The organism is Emticicia sp. (genome assembly GCF_049241225.1).
Classification (GTDB): Bacteria; Bacteroidota; Bacteroidia; order Cytophagales; family Spirosomataceae; genus Emticicia.
Genome location: NZ_JBMLRC010000104.1, coordinates 1 through 20319, shown reverse-complemented (window position 1 = coordinate 20319; position 20319 = coordinate 1). Strand labels below are relative to the sequence as shown.

At 38.0% G+C, this 20319-nt stretch carries 15 protein-coding genes; 8 read left to right on the top strand and 7 right to left on the bottom strand.

Annotated elements, in window-relative coordinates; all coding sequences use genetic code 11:
• From ACOVO2_RS06520 to ACOVO2_RS06510, 3 genes are all read left to right on the top strand, one after another.
• On the top strand, positions 1-1024 hold a 1024-nt coding region (locus ACOVO2_RS06520; protein WP_421769194.1), incomplete at its 5' end, for a hypothetical protein.
• 225 nt (positions 1025-1249) lie between these two features.
• Positions 1250-2539 carry a nucleoside hydrolase-like domain-containing protein gene (locus ACOVO2_RS06515; RefSeq protein ID WP_421769193.1) on the top strand — a complete coding sequence of 430 codons (1290 nt, stop codon included), beginning with the start codon at positions 1250-1252 and terminating at the stop codon, positions 2537-2539.
• A gap of 32 nt (positions 2540-2571) precedes the next feature.
• Positions 2572-3978, top strand: coding sequence for a nucleoside hydrolase-like domain-containing protein (locus ACOVO2_RS06510; RefSeq protein ID WP_421769192.1), 1407 nt, complete (start codon positions 2572-2574; stop codon positions 3976-3978).
• Between the two features lie 37 nt (positions 3979-4015).
• On the opposite strand, the gene ACOVO2_RS06505 is transcribed toward ACOVO2_RS06510, so the two are convergent.
• The gene (locus tag ACOVO2_RS06505) at positions 4016-4534 is read right to left on the bottom strand and encodes a hypothetical protein (RefSeq protein ID WP_421769191.1); all 519 of its coding nucleotides are present in this window, start codon (positions 4532-4534) and stop codon (positions 4016-4018) included.
• A gap of 92 nt (positions 4535-4626) precedes the next feature.
• On the bottom strand, positions 4627-6357 hold the full coding sequence (locus ACOVO2_RS06500) for a GMC oxidoreductase (RefSeq protein WP_421769190.1): 1731 nt from the start codon (positions 6355-6357) through the stop codon (positions 4627-4629).
• A 293-nt stretch (positions 6358-6650) separates the two neighbouring features.
• On the opposite strand from ACOVO2_RS06500, the gene ACOVO2_RS06495 reads away from it, so the two are divergent.
• Positions 6651-9095: a TonB-dependent receptor domain-containing protein gene (locus ACOVO2_RS06495; protein WP_421769189.1), complete on the top strand. Its 2445-nt coding sequence runs from the start codon at positions 6651-6653 to the stop codon at positions 9093-9095.
• 348 nt (positions 9096-9443) lie between these two features.
• Here ACOVO2_RS06495 and ACOVO2_RS06490 read toward each other — a convergent pair whose 3' ends face one another.
• Positions 9444-9914, bottom strand: a complete 471-nt coding sequence (locus ACOVO2_RS06490) for a Uma2 family endonuclease (protein WP_421769188.1) — start codon at positions 9912-9914, stop codon at positions 9444-9446.
• Positions 9915-10052: 138 nt separating this feature from the next.
• Here ACOVO2_RS06490 and mutS point away from each other — a divergent pair, with 138 nt between their 5' ends.
• The 3 genes from mutS (at position 10053) to ACOVO2_RS06475 (ending at position 13797) form a co-directional block, all read left to right on the top strand.
• Positions 10053-12680 (top strand): DNA mismatch repair protein MutS, encoded by a 2628-nt coding sequence (gene mutS / locus ACOVO2_RS06485; RefSeq protein ID WP_421769187.1) that lies wholly within the window; start codon positions 10053-10055, stop codon positions 12678-12680.
• Between the two features lie 49 nt (positions 12681-12729).
• Positions 12730-12999, top strand: a complete 270-nt coding sequence (locus ACOVO2_RS06480) for a hypothetical protein (protein ID WP_421769186.1) — start codon at positions 12730-12732, stop codon at positions 12997-12999.
• Between the two features lie 75 nt (positions 13000-13074).
• A complete protein-coding gene (locus ACOVO2_RS06475; protein ID WP_421769185.1) occupies positions 13075-13797 on the top strand; it encodes a DUF6503 family protein in 723 nt (240 codons plus the stop codon).
• Between the two features lie 239 nt (positions 13798-14036).
• On the opposite strand, the gene ACOVO2_RS06470 is transcribed toward ACOVO2_RS06475, so the two are convergent.
• A complete protein-coding gene (locus ACOVO2_RS06470) occupies positions 14037-15686 on the bottom strand; it encodes an ArnT family glycosyltransferase (RefSeq protein ID WP_421769184.1) in 1650 nt (549 codons plus the stop codon).
• Positions 15687-15780: 94 nt separating this feature from the next.
• On the bottom strand, positions 15781-16242 hold the full coding sequence (locus ACOVO2_RS06465; protein WP_421769183.1) for a hypothetical protein: 462 nt from the start codon (positions 16240-16242) through the stop codon (positions 15781-15783).
• A 311-nt stretch (positions 16243-16553) separates the two neighbouring features.
• Between ACOVO2_RS06465 and carB the strand changes: the two genes are divergently transcribed.
• A complete protein-coding gene (carB, locus tag ACOVO2_RS06460; protein WP_421769182.1) occupies positions 16554-19397 on the top strand; it encodes a carbamoyl-phosphate synthase large subunit in 2844 nt (947 codons plus the stop codon).
• Positions 19398-19489: 92 nt separating this feature from the next.
• Here the strand turns inward: carB and ACOVO2_RS06455 are convergent, their stop codons facing one another.
• Positions 19490-20026, bottom strand: coding sequence for a hypothetical protein (locus tag ACOVO2_RS06455; protein WP_421769181.1), 537 nt, complete (start codon positions 20024-20026; stop codon positions 19490-19492).
• A 76-nt stretch (positions 20027-20102) separates the two neighbouring features.
• Positions 20103-20319 (bottom strand): hypothetical protein (locus tag ACOVO2_RS06450; protein ID WP_421769180.1); only part of this gene is annotated, 217 nt, incomplete at its 5' end.

Here is a 20319-nt window from a genome sequence, read left to right as displayed (position 1 = left end):
CATGCAAACCCAAACTTGGATACGCTCAGCTAAATACGATTTGAGTTTTATTATTGCTCCATCGTTTTTGGCGGTTTTATTGCTTTTTTTCTTTCCCGAAAGTTGGCTTTGGTCAAACGAAATGCCAAACTGGGCGTGGTTTGCAATGGTGTTATTGATTGATGTTTCGCATGTTTATAGTAGTCTTTATCGCACTTATTTCGATAAAGTTTCTCTGCAAAAGCATAGAAAACTATTATTTTTTACGCCAATTTGGGTGGTTTTTGTGGCTGGTAGCATTCATTATTTTTCTGAGGCTATCTTTTGGCGATTGGCTGCTTATTTGGCCGTTTATCATTTTATTCGCCAGCAATATGGTTTTCTGAAACTTTATACTCGCACCGAAGGTATTAAGCAAATTGATGTTTGGATGATTTATATCGTCACGGTTTTTCCGATGATTTATTGGCATTTGTCAGCACCTCGCAATTTTATGTGGTTCACGGCCAAAGATTTCCTGTTTTATACGAATCAAAATTTGGCCAATTTACTGAAATACGCTTTCTGGGTTTGGGTGATAATCTACTACTTCTTGACCGTTAAGGAATATCTTCAAACTCGACAAATCAATTTGCCTAAGACCCTACTGATTTTATCTACGATGCTTACTTGGTATCTCGGAATTGTCTATTTCAATGGCGATATGGCCTTTACAATGCTCAATGTCGTGGCTCATGGCGTACCGTATATGGCTTTGGTATATGCTACCGAACAAAAGAAATCCTACAAAAAAACTGGCTTTTGGAAGTTGCTTTTCTCCAATGTAGGTATTCTTATTTTTATTGGAATTTTGTTTTCTTTGGCCTATATTGAAGAAGGTTTTTGGAATGGACTCGTTTGGCACGAATATGATGAGTTTTTTGCCTTGTTCCCGACCATCAATCTCACAGATAATCTTTGGCTTTCTATCACAATCGCCTTATTATCAATGCCTCAGCTTACGCATTATATTCTCGATGGCTACATTTGGAAGCGGGATTTTTAGTTTTTCAGCCGATTTCAAACATGGTAGACGCTCAAGGTTAAGGACTCCGATAAGTTAATAGTAGGTCAATCAGATTATTATAAAACTATCATCTATAATTTTTAAAATAGATATAAAATATAAGCGATAGCTAATAGCTTAAGATTGAATGCTTTAATTATTGTAAACAATTCATACTAAGAATTTTGCCCAAATAAGTTAAGTAAACGCTTTGAAATGAATTATATGATTAGAAGTATTATCAAATGTCTTTTATTCTCTTGGATGATAGTAATTGCTTTTCATTCGTCATTATTTGCTCAAAAAAGACCTAAACCACGAATCATAATTAGCACCGACATCGGCGGAACCGACCCCGACGATAATCAGTCAATGATTCATTTGATGATGTATTCTGACCTGTTTCAGATTGAAGGTTTGATTTCTTCGCCTTTTGGAAAAGGACGAAAAAAAGACCTTTTGGATATGATTGATTTATACGAAAAGGATTTTCCGAAGCTGAAAAAATATAATTCAAAGCTGATGAAACCCGATGCACTGAGAGCCGTTTGTAAACAAGGAGAAACAGAATCGGCTCCGTATTTAGGTTACAGAAAATCATCCGAAGGTTCAGATTGGATAATTAAATGTGCGAAAAAGAAATCGAACCAACCGCTTTGGGTGTTGGTTTGGGGAGGCTTGGAAGATTTGGCCCAAGCCCTGCATGATGCTCCCGAAATTAAAAGCAAAATAAGGGTATTTTGGATTGGTGGCCCCAATAAAAAATGGAGTATCAATGCCTATTCATATATTGTGGAACATCACCCCAACCTCTGGATGATAGAGTCCAATGCCACGTATCGAGGTTGGTTTATGGAGGATGAAAATGCCCCAGCTAACATGCACGATGCAGCATATTACGAGAATTTTATCAAAAGTCGGGGCATAATGGGTGCTGATTTTATCAATTATTACAAAGGTTATATCAAAATGGGCGATACACCTTCGTTGGCCTTTTTGATGAAAGGAAATGCCAATAATCCATCGAATGAAAGTTGGGGTGGGACATATACACCCATTACGCACAGTTCAAGACATATTTTTGAGAGAAACACCACCAAAGCAGATAGTTTTCCTGCCTACGGTGTGGTTGAATGGCGGTTTAAAGGCCCTAATATTTCAATTCCTGCTGATTCATCTTGCTTTTCACTTGAAATACAAAAACAAGAATGGCCAGGTTATTACCTTGGTAACGGGGTTTATGGAGTGCGATATTCATCCAAAAAACCAGAGGTTAGTTCGTATATTATTCACAGTAAGATCAAGGAATTAGACGGACAAAAAGGTGAATATACCAGTACTGCCCCGTGGCCTGGTAAGCCCAATAAAGATGATTATAAACTGGGGAAACATTGGTACGGTGATTTACCCAATCCTGAATATTTTTTGGATGGTCAGCAAGGAGCAAAAACAATTTCTAAACATCGAAAAGCGTATCTTAGTGATTGGGCAAAACGCTGGGAATGGCTGAAATAAGCTTTTAAATTTAACCTTAAATCTTATTATAAATGAAAATTTTCAAACTACTAATTATCATACTTTTTTGTACGAAACTCTACGCCCAAAATACCAAGCCAAGAGTAATAGTTTTGACCGATATTGAAAATGAACCAGACGATGCGATGTCAACGGTGCGTTTTCTTACCTACTCCAATCAGTTTGAGGTGGAAGGCTTGGTCGCTACTACCTCTGTTCATCAAAAAAACAAGGTTGCTTCGTGGCGACTTAAAGAAATTGTAGAAGCTTACGGAAAAGTGCAGCCAAATCTTTCGCTTCACGAGTCGGGCTATCCAACAGCCGAAAAACTCCTTTCGCTCATAAAAGATGGACGGGCCGATTATGGTATGCAGGCAGTGGGTAAAGGTATGGATTCTGATGGTTCTGAGTTAATTATTCAATCTGTTGACCGTGCCGACGCTCGCCCAGTTTGGGTACTGGTTTGGGGCGGTCCTAATTGTTTGGCACAAGCTCTTTGGAAAGTAAAAAATACCCGAAATGCCAAAGAAGTTGAGAAATTTGTGGCAAAATTACGAGTTTACACTATTTCAGACCAAGATGATAGCGGCCCGTGGATTAGAAAGACATTTCCGAAACTATTCTACATTGCCAGTCCAGGGTTTCATGCTTTTGGTGGATATCATTTTGCCACTTGGTCGGGTATCAGTGGTGATAAATTTCATGGGCGATTTGCGGGAGGGAATTTCAGCATCGTTGATAATCCGTGGCTTGATACGCACATTCGCAGCAAAGGACCTTTGGGGCAGCAATATCCTTTTGCGAAGTTTTTAATGGAGGGTGATACCCCAAGTTTTTTGTATTTGATAAACAATGGTTTAGGAAATTCAGAAAATCCAAATTGGGGAAGCTGGGGTGGTAGATACGAATTTTATCAACCCCGAACAGAAAAGTGGTTTTTAGAACCAGAAACTCGCCCATTATGGACTGATGCCGAAGATGAAGTTTTTGGGGCAGATAGCAGTTGGCACACCAGTAATAAGGCAACCATTTGGCGTTGGCGTGAAGCTTTTCAGAATGATTTTGAAGCTCGAATGGATTGGAGCATCAAGCCTTACAAAGAGGCCAATCACCCACCAGTTGTGAAAATCGGTAGTGAAAGATATATAAAAGCCAAAGTAGGTGATAAAGTTAATCTAAGTGCCGAAGGCTCAACCGACCCAGATGGAAACGCACTTTCATACAAATGGTTTTATTATCCAGAAGCTGGAACATTTACTATTGCAACCGCCCGCACCGGAATTCCATTAAAAATTGAAGATGCCGATAAAGAAAAGGCATGGTTTACCGTACCAAAAAGCATCCGTTTAGGTACAATGCACATTATTTTGGCTGTGACTGATAATGGAAAACCTGCTCTGACTCGTTATGAGCGAGTGATTGTGGAGGTTGAACCTTGAGAATATTGTGATTTATTTTTCTAAATATTATTATTTATCAAATGACCTTTCCCAATGCCAAACCGGCAAAAGTTGGGTGATTTCTAATCACGTTAGGAGTAAATCTGAATTTTAGATAAAACTCTTTATCAATTTTTTTGGTAAAGTGAGTTCTAAAACCCAAAATTGGCATTGCATACTCAATATTGCCAATAGTTCCTTGATTCGAATGGAAGATTTGACCATAACCGATTTCTAAGAATGTTTCATTTCTTAATTTCGGGTTAGGTTTGCATGGGTCTCTTCGTTTAGCTGGTTTATTGAGTAGATAATTATAAGAAATGGCATGTGGGAATGACCATTGGTCTTCAATCGTTGACATAATTCCTATACCAACTTGCAAACTAAAAAAGCCTCTTTGAGTGCGATGCAAGGCGTAGTCAAAATTGAGCGAACCAAAAGGGCTAATTCCGAAGGCTTCTAAAGAGATACCTTTTTGATGTTTCTCGATAGAATGTTCTTGTCCAAAACTAATGAATGGTAGGAAGTAAAGTAGGTAGATTTGTGGCTTTTTCATGTAGATTCTTTTTTTCAGAACGTACAGAATTTTCTCAAATTGTATTTTAAGGAAGACTTTGCTTAGATGGTGAAGTCTTCCTTAATTTTTTATTACAAATTCTTCTTCTTCAATTCACTAACCGCAAAATTGGCAGCACGAGCCGTGAGAGCCATGAAAGTAAGCGAAGGGTTTTGATTGCCAATGGATGTCATGCAAGCACCGTCGGTAACGAATACATTTTTGCAAGCGTGTAATTGATTCCATTCATTGAGTAGCGAAGTTTTTGGGTCTTTGCCCATTCTTACGCCACCCATTTCGTGAATATCTAAGCCTGGGTTTTGTTTACTATCAAACATATTGATGTTTTTACAGCCTGCTTTTTCGAGCATTTCGGAGGCTTGCACATGAAAATCTTTCATCATTTTGTGGTCATTCTCATCATAACCAATGGAAGTAATTAATTGCGGCACGCCCCACGCATCTGTTTTATCTTTACTCAATCTTACATGGTTTTCTTTTTTCGGAATTGTCTCGCCTTGCATCTGTATATATACACTCCAAGTATCGCCTGGGTGTGTAAGATTTTCCTTGAAATCAGCTCCAAATGCTTCGGGTTGAGAGCCTCGTTGCCACGAGCCACGTCCTGCCGAAAACGCCACCATATAGCCACGCTGAAAATCGGTTTCTTGTTTTTCAACATTTCTGAATGATGCCATAAATGCTGAAGTTGGTCGGCGACCATAGTAATATTTATCGGTATAACCCTCGAAAGTTGCTCCACCTTGCCCACGATACTGATGAAAAGCAATGTATTGTCCTAAAACTCCGCTATCATTTCCCAGCCCATTTGGGAAACGATTAGAGGTGGAATTCAATAAAATCAAATTAGAATTGAGAGCTGCGGCATTGACAAATATAATACGAGCCTTGTAATCAATGCTTTCTTTGGTGTTGGTGTCAATCACTCGTACGCCCGACGCTTTGCCGTTGGCGGCCCCCCCCAGCTTTTCATCATAAATAATCGAATGAACAACTGAGTTTGGTCGAATGGTCAGTTTACCAGTTTTGGCAGCCCACGGCAGGGTAGAGGAATTTGAACTGAAATATCCACCAAATGGACAACCACGCTCGCACAAACTGCGAGCTTGGCATTGACCACGCCCTTGTTTGGCGTGAATTTCGTTGGGTTTTGTCAAATGAGCACACCGACCGATAATCACTTGGCGGTCTTGGTAGTGCTTTTTTACGGCCGACTGAATGTGTTTTTCAACACAATTTAATTCCCAAGCTGGTAAGAACTCTCCATCGGGAAGGTTTTTGATATTGTCTTTATTTCCCGAAATTCCTGCAAAACGTTCCACATGGCTATACCACGGAGCAATATCTTTGTATCTGATTGGCCAATCTACCGCAAAACCATCACGGGCAGGAGCTTCAAATTCGTAGTTGCTCCAACGTTGGGTTTGTCTTGCCCAAAGCAAAGATTTACCACCAACTTGGTAGCCTCGAATCCAATCGAAAGGTTTTTCTTGAATGTAAGGGTGCTGTTCGTCTTTTACAAAAAAATGCTGCGTTGCTTCCGAGTAAGCATAGCAACGATTCACGATGGGATTTTTCTGTAAATCTTCTTTTGTATCTCGTAGTCGATGCTCAAACTCCCAAATGTTTGTCATGGAAGTTGGGTAATCTTTCACGTGTTCGACCATTCCGCCACGTTCTAGAACGAGGGTTTTTAGTCCTTTTTCGCAGAGTTCTTTGGCAGCCCAGCCACCACTAATACCCGAACCGATTACGATTGCATCATAAGTTGTGTTTTTATCAGCGTCTATATTGAAATTCATAGTTTTGTTGGTTGAAGGAATAGCAAAATTATCAGAATTTCGGAGAAGGACAAGTGTAAAATGTGTGTTTAAGAAAATTCATTTCCCTTTCGTAACGTTGTCGAGCCACATATCATTTTTTAACATTTCATTTGGCTGAAACGCTGTTATTTCGAGTGATTTATGTTGTTTTTTTACCGCACAGTGGTTATAGTTTGTACCTCAAAATATTTGCGGACAATTATTCTTCTGAAAATTGATTGTATTTGAAAATCTACGCAGAACCAACACGGATAATTTTAAAAACCAAAATTATGATAAAAAGCTATTACTTTACATTTTTACTGTTTCTGACAACACAACTGGTTTATAGTCAGACGATTGAAAAAATAATTGGCCAAGTGCAGAACGAAAAAAAAGAACCAATTATTGGAGCAACGGTCATTCTTTCTAAAGCTAAAACCAATAAACTCATCAAGTCAACTTTTACGGATGTTGATGGGAAATTTGAATTTGAAAAATTAAAAGAAGACACCTGCAAAATCACGGTTTCGTATATCGGTATGCAGCCATACGTTGCCGAAAATATCATTTTATCAGCTTCAAACGCAAATGTCGATTTAGGGATTATTTCACTTTCGGAAGCTAGCAAAAACTTACAAGAAGTGACTGTCAAGGCTCAAAAATCGTTCGTAGAAAAGAAGATAGACCGAGTTGTGATAAATCCCGATGCTTTGATTGGTAACGCTGGTACAACTTCGCTCGAAATCTTAGAAAAAGCTCCAGGGGTGCAGGTCGATGTGAATGGTTTGATTACGCTCAAAGGGAAATCAGGCGTAGTAGTTTTTGTTGACGATAAACCGACTTATTTAGCAACCGCCGATTTGGCTGGTTATTTGCGTTCGTTGCCCGCAGGTTCGGTCGAAAGTATAGAAATCATGACCAATCCACCAGCCAAATATGATGCCGCAGGAAATGCAGGTGTGATAAACATCAAGCTAAAAAAGAACCAAGTGAAAGGTTTGAATGGCGGAATTAATTTGGGTTACGGGCAAGGGCGATACGCTCGAACCAATAATAGTGTCAATTTCAATTACCGCATTAATAAGTTCAATTTCTTTACCAATGCCAGTGTAAATCAAAACAATACGTACCAAGATTTAACTATTAATCGCCTTTATTTTACGCCCGAGGGTGCTTATTCATCGGCTTTTAGTCAAAATTCTTATATCAAACGCCAATTGGGGAGCAATAATCTCAAATTGGGTCTTGATTATTATGTATCGAAAAAATCTACTTTGGGACTTGTTTTGAATGGTTTTTATAATCCAACTTTTGTGCCTACGACCAACAAAGCACAGATTTTGAACCAAAATAACCAAGTCGTAAGCATCATTGAAGCATTTAGCCCGAACGATAGAAAATGGAAAAATGGCAGTATAAACTTAAACTACGCCCTTAAAATTGACTCTTTGGGTAAAGAATTAACATCAAATTTTGACGTGATTCAGTATAGCTCAACCCAAGACCAACAACTCACAAATACCATTTTCACGCCCGAAAGAGTTTTGGTTGGTCAAACCGTTTTAGGCTCATCGCTTCCTGCCGAAATCAATATCAAAACCGCTAAAATTGATTACGTAAATCCGCTAAAAGGTGGAGCAAAATTTGAAACTGGAATAAAGACAAGTTTTATAAAGACCGATAACACCGCCGATTTTTTTGATATAATTAATAGTCAAGAAATTCCTAACTATGAATTTTCTAATCGTTTCAAATACAATGAAAATATTAATGCGGCTTATGTAAATTACTCAAAAAATTGGAAAAGATTATCGTTGCAAGCAGGATTACGTTATGAAAATACAAGTATCAAAGGCAATCAGCTGGGCAATAAAATGACCAAAGATTCCACGTTTACGAGGGCCTATAATAGTTTGTTTCCAACGTTTTACCTACAATATCAGTTAGATAGCACACAAACGCACCAACTCGGTTTTTCAGCTGGACGAAGAATCGACCGCCCAAATTATCAAGACCTAAACCCATTTACTTATCCGCTTGATAGATACACCTATTACGGAGGAAATCCATTTTTGCAACCAACGTATTCTTATAATTTCGAGGTTTCGCACACTTACAAAAACTTCCTGACAACTTCGTTGGAATACAGTATTTCTAAAAATCTCATCTTTGAAACCAACGAACAGCGAGGTACAATTTATTACAGTCGCCCAGGGAATTTCGGAGAATTTACTTCTTATGGAATTTCAGTAAACGGTAATTTTACCATCAATAAATGGTGGACACTCCAACTTTATACAGAACTGAAGAACCAAGATTATAACACCAAAGTTTACGGTCAAACCCTCGATGAAAGTAGATTTTATTGGTATGTTGGCCCAACCAATCAGTTCAAAATCAATAAAAAATTATCGGCCGAATTAGCAGGAAACTACCAAACAAGAGTGTTGGCAGGACAGTTTCTGACGATTCCAGTTTGGTCGATGCGAGCAGGGATTTCGCAGAAAATCTTGAAAGACAAAGGCACATTTCGTATAAATGTTTCTGATATTTTCTACACTAACCAACCAGGCGGAGACATTAGAAATATCGCTAATGCTCAAGCCAATTGGCTAAGTTATCTCGATAGCCGAGTCGTAACGTTCTCATTTGCTTACCGATTCAGCAAAGGTAAAACCCTCAATGCACGCCAATCAGGTGGCTCAGAAAGTGAGAAAAGTCGGGTGAAGTTGTAGGAGGTTTAGAGAAAATTTAAAAGATACCTTTCCAGTTAAATTGTTGAAAAAGGAATAATAGATTGCATCATCGCAATTTAGTCCGTAGGACTTTTATATTGGTAGCATAAAGTATATAAGGTATAACAAGAATGCCGTAGGTATTCAACAAATGACGGTTTAGTTGAGTACCTACGGCATTCTGAAAATTGACCAAATCATAGATTCTACGGCAGCGGTCGCCCGTCGATATGAATGTCCTGCGGACTATAGAGTTGAATAATTTAATGGGAATATATACGATATAAAAGCGGTTGTATTTTGAATCACTAATCAAAATACAACCGCTTAATTTTTGGTAAATATATTTTACTCGAATACTTTCTTCAAATCAATATCAATATTTAGGGTTTTATCTTTCAGTATTTCGTCTCCGTGATAAAACTCATAATGAGTAGGACTATCATAAACTAAAATTGCCTGTAAAGTCGGAATCACAATCCAGCAAGATTTTACGCCAAAATTAAAGTAAGGTTCGAGTTTTTCGACCAATTCCTTTATGCTTTGTGAAGCTGATTGAATTTCTATCACAAGCAAAGGTGCATCTTCACGGCGTGCAGGGTCATTCTTGAAATCAAGTGCCTGTTGAGGATAAATAGCTAAATCTGGCGTTGTATTCCATGGTTTAGTAGCCAAAGTAACGCTAAAAACAATACGAAATAGATTTGAAATTTTTGATTTTAATTCAAAACCTAAGTTTACTTTTATTGAACCACTGAGAGTGGTATGATATGGTCGAATGTCTTCAATTACATCATTTGCAATCATAGGTTTTCTCATTTTTTCAAATTTACTAAAAAACAAACTCGATACTCAAAATTTGATTAATTTTTTGGTTTTCCTTAATTATTTAAATAAAATCCCCTTTTTTCTTCTAAATTTGGGCTAAAATTAACATTCATTTTAGCATTTAGAAAAGTGGCCCGACCTTCAAAAGAAGAATTAGTAAAGCAAATCAAGGAAACTCCCTTAAACCGTCAATATAACCAAATCAAGTCAAAATACCCTGGGGCGATGTTGTTGTTTCGGGTGGGTGATTTTTACGAAACATTTGGCGAAGATGCCATTCGTGCCTCAAAAATCCTCGGAATCGTACTTACTCGCCGCAATAATGGCGGAGCTCAAGAAGAATTGGCGGGTTTTCCGCATCACTCGCTCGATACCTATTTGCCTAAACTCGTTCGTGCGGGCGAACGTGTAGCCATCTGCGACCAACTCGAAGACCCATCAACCGCCAAAGGCATTGTGCGTCGTGGAGTTACCGAACTTGTTACGCCTGGGGTTTCGTTCAACGATAATGTATTGAACCACAAACAAAACAATTATCTAGCTTCTATTCACTTTGCCAAACCCGATTATTTTGGTGTTTCGTTTCTCGATGTTTCAACGGGCGAATTCCTCACAACCGAAGGAAACACCGCTTACATAGATAAATTATTACAGAGTTTTGCACCCTCAGAAGTGCTTTATTGCAAAAAGCACCGAGGCGAATTTCAAACACTTTTCGGAGATAAATTCAATGAGTTTACGTTTGAAGATTGGGCTTATAATTTCGATTTTGGCTATAATTTGCTCCTAAATCACTTCAAAGTAGCTACTTTGAAAGGTTTTGGCGTAGAAACCATGCCCGATGGAATCATTGCGGCGGGTGTAATTTTGCGTTATTTGTCTGATACTGAGCATAAGGAAATGGGACATATTTCCCGCATTACCCGCCTCGATGAAGATAAATACGTTTGGCTCGATAAATTCACGATTCGTAACCTCGAATTAGTTTTTGCCCAGCACGATGGTGGTGTTCCATTGATTCAGATTCTCGACCATACAATCACACCGATGGGAGCGAGACTGCTCCGAAAATGGTTGGTTTTACCGCTCAAAGAGCGTTCACTCATTCAAGAAAGACTTGATACAGTTGAGTTTTTTGTGAAAAATGAAGAGATTCTGGAACAACTTTCTGCACTCCTCAAACCAATCGGTGATTTAGAAAGATTGATTTCAAAAGTTGCGGTTCGTCGCATCAATCCACGAGAATTGGTTTCTTTGAAACGAGCATTGGTACAAATCGAACCGATCAAAAAGCAATTGGCTTTGGGTAGTGAGAAATTCTCGGTGCTTCAAAAATACATCAATCAACTCACTGATTGTCAGTATTTGATTGAGAAAATAGAAAAGGAATTGCGTGACGATGCCCCAGTTGTGACCAACCAAGGAAACATGATTAAATCGGGCGTTGATGCCGAACTTGATGAATTACACAAAATTGCTTTTTCAGGAAAAGATTTTTTGATTGAAATTCAAAATCGAGAATCAGCTCGTACGGCGATTCCTTCTTTGAAAATTTCTTATAATAAAGTTTTTGGTTATTATCTTGAAGTTTCAAATGCACACAAAAGCAAAGTTCCACCCGAGTGGATTCGTAAACAAACGCTCGTCAATGCCGAGCGATACATTACGGAAGAACTAAAAATTTACGAAGAAAAAATCCTGACGGCCGAGTCAAAAATCTTTGAAATTGAATATCGAATATTCAATGAATTAGTTTTGACTGCCAATGAGTTTGTGGCACAAATTCAACAAAATGCCCGTGTGATTTCTATTCTTGATGCACTTTCTTCGTTTGCTAAAGTGGCTCAGAAAAACAATTACTGCAAACCACAAGTATCTGATAATAAGGTGCTTAATATCAAAGAAGGCCGCCACGCAGTTATCGAGCAGCAACTTCCTTTGGGCGAAGCCTATATTCCAAATGATTTGTATTTGGATGACCAAACCCAGCAAATCATTATCATTACTGGGCCAAATATGGCGGGTAAATCGGCCTTGCTTCGACAAACCGCTTTGATTTCACTCATGGCACAAGTGGGTAGTTTTGTGCCAGCTCAAAGTGCCGAATTGGGAATCGTCGATAAGATTTTTACAAGGGTAGGAGCGAGCGATAACCTTTCTCGTGGCGAATCGACATTTATGGTTGAAATGACCGAAACCGCTTCAATTCTGAATAATTTGAGCGATAGAAGTCTGATAATCATGGATGAAATCGGTCGAGGTACAAGCACTTACGATGGCGTAAGTATTGCGTGGAGTATCGCAGAATATTTGCATAATCACCCAAAATGCAAGCCTTACACGCTCTTTGCTACGCACTATCACGAGCTCAATCAACTGGCCGAAGATTTTAGCCGAATCAAAAACTTTAATGTTTCTGTAAAAGAACTCAATAATAAAGTTGTATTTTTACGTAAGCTCAAAGAAGGAGGCAGCGAGCATAGCTTCGGAATTCACGTGGCACAAATCGCAGGAATGCCACAATCGGTGGTGCTTCGAGCCAACGAAATTTTGCACCATCTCGAAAAAGACCATATCAAGGAAGACAATAAAGAGCGAATAAAAGAAGCTCCAAAGAATAATTTTCAACTAAGTTTCTTCGAGCCAGAAGACCCTAAAATTGAAGAATTGAAAGCAAAACTAAAAGCAATAGACGTAAATACACTTTCACCAATTGAGGCCTTACTAAAACTCAACGAATTGGTGAAATTAGTATAAACGGATTGCATAATTTATCATTATCCATTAACAATTATCCATTCATACAATGGCATCATTCAACATCGACTACCCGGGTTCGTCTAATGAATTTGTAGTAAACGCAACCAAAGCTATTCAAAATAAAGGCGGTATCTTTCAAGGAAATGCAAATGCTGGTTCGTTTAGTTTGCAGACACTTATTGGAGCTGTAAAAGGTAATTATAAAGTTATTTCAGACCCAAGTAGCCCACAAACGAAGGTAGAAATTACAATTACCAAAAAGCCGATGATTGTACCGATGAGTAAGATTCAAGAGGTTATTTCGTCATATTTCTGATAAATCAGTAGCACAATTCTCCGAATTGTGTTCTATAAACCTTAAAGGCACAATTCGGAGAATTGTGCTACAACTATGAAAAAACTTATTCTAATATCCGTCCTTGCGTTAGCATTTATTGCCTGCAAAGACAAAACCGATAAAGCCCGTGAGATTGTCGATAAAAGCATCGAGGCTCACGGTGGAGCAAAGTACGAAAACTTTACGGCCGAATTTGATTTTCGTAAGTTTCATATAAAACTCATGCAAAATGAGGGTAAATTTCAGTATGAACGCATCTCAAAAGATAGTGCCAATAATGATATTTGGGATGTAGTCAATAATGAAGGCTATCTTCGTTTAATCAACGGAAATCAGATTACTCTTTCAGAAAAAGACCAAGAAAAGTATAAAAATGCTGTTAATTCAGTAGCGTATTTTGTTCTTTTACCCTATAAATTGAAAGATAAGGCTGTTAATCTCGAATATCTCGGTGAAACAGAAATAGATAAGCAAAAATACGATAAAGTAAAGGTTTGGTTCGATAAAGAGGGCGGCGGCAAAGACTTTGAAGACGTATATTGCTATTGGTTCAATCAAAAAACACATTTAGTCGATTACCTAGCCTACACCAACGGCGGACCAAGATTCCGTCGAGTGAAAAACCGTCAAACAGTAGGTGGAATTGTATTTCAAGATTACGAAAACTTTGCTATCACTGATACAACTATCCAAGCTTTCGATTATGACAAAGCATTTATTGCAGGCAAAGATTCGCTTCTTTCATTAATCGAACAGAAAAATATTGTGGTGCGGTAGTCCACTGTTCTGTAAAATAATTTACCTAAATAGATTCAATAAAAAGAAGCTGTCTCACAAGTTTTCTTCACAAAAGAATATTTAGACAGCATTTGACCGAGCGTCGGCCTCCTCACCCTCTAAATCTCCCTCTCCTGCGAGGAGAGGGAGATTTAGAGGGTGAGGAGAAGGGTTGGGATGAGGTGATTTGCTGAATATAATTTGGTTGATTTTACTTTTAAGACAGCCTCTTTTTTATTCTACTTTGAAGCGTTCATTTCCTTCAATCTTTGTTTGTGAATAAAAACTCTCTGCTCATCAAATTCACCGATAAATTGATAGTTTGAGTCGATGTATTCTTTTAATTCTCTATTAGTTTCGTAACCAATTTTGTCACGCGTCATAAAGGTGTTTTTGGTTGGGTGGGCATCCACAAAAACAGGAAACGGTTTTTCTTTCAATTCCATAATAAACTCTTTTTGAAAGGTTTTTTGTAGCGAATCGCTGTACATTCCCCAGTGAGAATTACTCCACCTGATACCCTGTATACGCTTTGTTTCCAAATATAATCTTCCTGCATCGCCCCAAACTACGAGTGATTCATCGGGACGTGTATATTTTAAAATCTGATTACCCGTTTTTGAAATTGATAATGGTCGCTGCGGTTTGTCCGAACTGATAAAGTAATTCGTAAATGGTGTTGCCGAAGTTTTTGTTGCAAGCCATAGAGTTGCTATCAGAGTTAACCCAACACTAACGATTCTCTTTTTTGATTTTTCTATTTCATTAAGCAAAAAAGCAAATAAAAAGACCGAAGGAGTAATCATGAATAGCAAGTAATGATGAAACATAAAGCCTGTTTTATAAACAGAAAAAATGGTACATAAGATAAAAATAGCCATGAGTCCTCCCAAAATACTAACTTTCAGCTGGCGTTTATAACCCACAAAATAGCCTACTGCAACCACAGAAAGCACTATTAAGACTTTGATAAAAATATTGATAGGGTCGTTGAGAGATTGAACAACATGACTAATTAAGCTGGAAGAAGTTTTGCCATAAGCAAGGTTATTTTTGATGTAGAAAACCCAAATTTTGTCAAGAAAGTTATAATTATAACCAATAAATACTAATATAATCAATGTAGTACAACCCCCGACTGTCAAATAAAATGCATTTTTTAGAAATGAATCCTTATTTTTCTGAAAAATAAGCCAATATGTAAAGATTGTTAGTCCGAAAGCAATTGGAATAGCTTGTAATTTTGTAAAAATAACACTTCCCGAAATGAGTCCTAAAATAAAAGTATCCCAAGTATAAATTGAAGCTTTAGAAAGATAAATTCTAGTAAAAAAATATAGCATCAAGCTAATCAAAAAAATAGGAAGCTGCTCACTACTAAAATTAACAAAATCCCAATGAGTTGTTAATCCCATAAATGTAATTGCAGGGAAAATACTCATTAGTGCTACCGAAGCCGAAAAAAGACGTCTGATTGTAAGAAAACTACACAAGAAACTACCGACCATCAATAGTATGCCAATAATACGAGCAGAAATATAATCGTAGGGTTGTTCGAATGTTTCGCAGAAAGCCGTAATGATATAAAAGTTAAAGGGGCCACTCGTACAGCCATCAACCGATTCCCAGTAAAGCGGAGACTCTGCCAGCGTCATTGCCCCAACGATAAATAAATTCTCATCGGGATTCAGAGCCTCATTGAAAAAGATGACGGGTAGTCGAAAATAAACCAGTAGAAGCAGTTGTAAGAAAATAGCCGCACGAGCTAACCAATTTTTGTTGAAATATTGGTTTTCCAACACCGTAGTGACGGTTATTAAAGCTGTCGAAATCAACAGAAAGATACCTCCTGCCCAGAAGGACACGGGAGAACTATCAAATGTAATCATTTTAGAGTAACACGAAATATTAAAAGATTAGGCAGGTAAGCATTTTTTTAAGTGTACGTACCTGCCTAACCATATATGCACCTTGAGTAAATATTTAATTTTTCCCTACTGCAAATTTAGCAACATCTAATTCTGCATCAAAGAACCAGTAGTTTACTTTAAAACTTTTCTGTGAAAAGGGCTTTAGCGATAAATCCTCAGCTAATTCGAAAACTTGTTTTATTTCAAATACATAAGTATCATTATTTTTAGCCAACGAAGCTAGTTTCTCTATAGAGCCATTCCCAGGAAGTTTTATGCCGATAATTTTTTGTCCGTTTCTTACCAACGAAGCATCTATCAACGTAACGGCAAGCTCATGGTTAGTAATGGCATCGTAGGCTTTTATCTGAATATTATGATCAGATTTAGTAAAGGTCTGATTAGTAGGATGAAGTTTTCCGTCAATGTACATCTGAACTTTTATCTTCTTTTTTTCAGGCTGTTCGGTCTGAGCAATGGCGAAAGTGGTAAATAGGCACACGCCTATAAGGCTAAAAAGTAAATTTTTAATCATAATAGTAATTTTATAGTGTTCACTCGGTTTATTAGACCTAACATGATTAGGGTTTTCAAAAATATATATTTTTTAGCAAAATACATTAATATAATACATTACTTTTTGGTAGAATATAATGTTTAGTAGATTAAGTCTATATTTCTTTAAAATTGTGTTAATAGTAGTGAAATTTAATATTACTACTGTTTTGTTGTACTTTTATAAGATAATAGCTTCCTTTAAATGAAAAAATAAAAAAACTATGTTATCTTTGTCCTTCGATAGTCACGTTTAAGCGTGTAGTAATCGAAACCCCCTTCAAAGAAAAAATGCCAAAAAATCCCAATCTCAAGTCAATTCTTATTATCGGCTCTGGCCCTATTGTCATTGGTCAAGCCTGCGAATTTGATTACTCTGGTTCACAAGCCGCAAGATCTCTCCGGGAAGAAGGTATAGAGGTTAGTTTGATTAATTCAAACCCAGCCACTATCATGACCGACCCTCTCAATGCCGATTTCGTATATCTAAAGCCTTTAGAAAAGAAATCTATTGTCGAAATCTTAGAGAAACACCAACAAATGGGTCGCCCGATTGATGCTGTTTTACCAACAATGGGAGGCCAAACGGCTCTCAACTTGGCTATTGATTGCGATAAAGCAGGTGTTTGGAAAAAATACAATGTTCAGATTATCGGTGTCGATATAAAGGCCATCGAAACAACTGAAGACCGTGAGAAGTTCCGCTTAAAAATGCTCGAAATTGGAGTAGGTGTTTGTAAAGGCCGTACGGCTCGCTCTTTCTTGGAGGGTAAAGAAATTGCTCAAGAAATCGGCTTTCCACTCGTAATTCGCCCATCATTTACACTCGGTGGAACTGGTGGTGGTTTTGTGAATACACCCGAAGAGTTCGATAAAGCACTCAATCATGGTTTACATGCTTCGCCAGTGCATGAGGTATTAGTTGAGCAGTCAATTTTAGGTTGGAAAGAGTTCGAATTAGAGTTATTAAGAGATAATCTCGGAAATATAGTAATCATCTGTACGATTGAAAACTTCGACCCAATGGGTGTTCATACGGGAGATTCAATCACGGTTGCTCCTGCCATGACCTTGCCTGATACAATTTATCAGAAAATGCGTGACATGGCAATCAAGATGATGAATGCTATCGGACAGTTTGCGGGTGGATGTAACGTTCAGTTTTCACTTCATCCAGATACCGACGAAATCATCGCCATCGAAATCAACCCACGTGTTTCTCGTTCGTCGGCTTTAGCATCGAAAGCAACTGGTTATCCGATTGCAAAAATCGCCGCTAAAATGGCGATTGGTTATAATCTCGATGAATTGATTAACCCAATTACTGGAAGTACATCTGCATTTTTCGAACCAGCAATTGATTATGTAATCGTAAAAGTGCCACGTTGGAACTTCGATAAATTCCCTGGTTGCGACCGCTCGCTTGGCTTACAAATGAAATCGGTTGGAGAAGCAATGGGTATTGGTCGTAACTTCCAAGAAGCACTTCAAAAAGCTTGTCAGTCACTCGAAATCAAGCGTAATGGTTTAGGTGCCGATGGAAAAGAATTAAAAGACCAAGATGCTCTCAAAAAGTCGTTGGCTAATCCATCATGGAATCGTCTATTCCACGTTTATGATGCTTTCAAGGCTGGGCTTTCGTTCAAAACGATTCAGAACCTAACTAAAATAGATAAATGGTTCTTGCGTCAAATCGAGGAGATGATTATGCTCGAAAAAGAAATTGAGCAAACTACCGTTGAGGAGATTTCAAAAGAATTATTATTGACTGCTAAGCAAAAAGGCTACGCTGACCGCCAAATTGCTCACTTACTAAATTGTAAAGAAAGTCAAGTTTTCAATAAACGTATTGAAGAGAAAATTCATCGTATATATAAGTGTGTTGACACTTGTGCGGCTGAATTTGAAGCTAAAACGCCATATTTCTATTCTACTTTCAGTACATCGCTCGATAATCTCGATAACGAGTCGGTTAGGTCAAACAGAAAGAAAGTAGTCGTATTAGGCTCTGGCCCTAACCGTATCGGTCAAGGTATTGAGTTTGATTATTCTTGTGTACACGGAATTTTGGCAGCAAAAGAAAGTGGCTACGAGGCAATCATGGTTAACTGTAACCCAGAAACGGTTTCGACTGACCCTGATATTGCTGATAAATTATACTTCGAGCCGGTTTTCTGGGAACACGTTTATGACATCATTCAGCACGAAAAACCAGAAGGTGTGATTGTGCAGTTGGGTGGACAAACAGCCTTGAAGATGGCCGAGAAATTGACTAAATATGGTATCAAAATCATCGGAACATCTTACGATGCCCTTGATTTGGCCGAAGATAGAGGTCGCTTCTCGAAGAAACTCAAAGAAATGGATATCGCATATCCGTTATTTGATACAGTTCGTACGGCCGACCGTGCGGTTGAAGTTTCCCGTGAATTAGGTTTCCCATTGTTAGTTCGTCCGAGTTACGTTTTGGGTGGACAAAGCATGAAAATTGTTATCAACGAACAAGAATTAGAGCAACACGTTGTGAAAATCTTGAATGATATTCCTGATAACAATATTTTGATTGACCACTTCCTTGAAAATGCCATCGAAGCAGAAGCAGATGCCATTTGCGATGGTGAGAATGTTTACATTATCGGAATCATGGAGCATATCGAGCCAGCGGGTATTCATTCAGGTGACTCTTATGCTTTATTACCAACGTTTGATTTAAGCGAAGCAGTAATTGCTCAAATCGAAGATTACACTCGCAAAATTGCCGTTGGATTGAATACAGTAGGTTTAATCAACATTCAGTTTGCCATCAAAGATGAGAAAGTATATGTAATCGAAGCTAACCCTCGTGCTTCTCGTACGGTTCCGTTTATCTGTAAAGCTTACCAAGAGCCTTACGTAAACTACGCAACGAAAGTAATGTTAGGCGAGAAAAAAGTTACAGATTTTGATTTCCAACCAGTGAAAAAGGGTTATGCAATCAAAATTCCAGTATTCTCATTCAATAAATTCCCGAATGTAAATAAAGAACTAGGTCCAGAGATGAAATCAACAGGTGAAGGTATCTACTTTATTGATGATTTGACCGATGATTATTTCTTGAAAGTTTACTCAGAAAGAAATCTTTATTTGAGCCGCTAAGGAGGAATATCCGATAGATTCTAAATAGTTATAAAAAAAGTCGTTGAAGCAATTCAACGACTTTTTTGTTATACCGGATGTAGGCTAAATTCCTATTTTCTTCCAAGCCACCATCCGAGCCAAGCACCAACAATTCCCCAGCCAACGATAGCATCAATCAAATCAGGAATTGTATTAGTCTCAAACCAAATTTGTTTGGTGTAGTCGGTTATCAAATAGGAGATAAATCCAAATACAAGGGCCGATAATAATGTGGTTTTTAAATCAAGCGAACTCTTTAATAGATAAGAGCAAAACAAAAATACCACTAAAATATTAACCAAAAGCCCACGAATCATATTGAGTGGCATGTTGGCAGTAAGAGCTTTGTGATAGCGTATTTCAGCCCACGGCTTACCCATTGATGCTTCCATTAGTTTTTGTTGTTCGTCAGCCGATGCTCCTGTAGGGGTGGTCGGTAGGTAGTAGCTACCATCTTCAAGATTTTTACTCAGAAAATCCAAAATTTCTTGCTGCTTGGGGGTGTAGTTTTGCATCGGTCGATGCGTGTCTAAGATTGTCCATGATAGAAATTGCCAAAAGAAGAGGATTAGCCCTCCGACAACGGATGCAATGATGGTCTTTTTCATAAATAATGTAAGGTTTAAAGAAGAGTTAGGTATTAAAATGCTTTTCAAAATTAAAAATATTTTTGAAAAAATTGCATTATTCGATGGTTTTCTTTGCAGAAGATAGTTCTTTGGAAATTTGCAATGAGAGCAGAAGTGTAACCCAAAAAAGCAGGCCTTGAGACTTGCTTTTGTGACCGCGTAGGGATTCAAAGAAAACGTTTCCCGCCCCAAACCTTCTCATCTGCAAGTTTTGAATAAAAAAAGGAGAACAGCGTTTGCTATTCTCCTTTGTGACCGCGTAGGGATTCAAA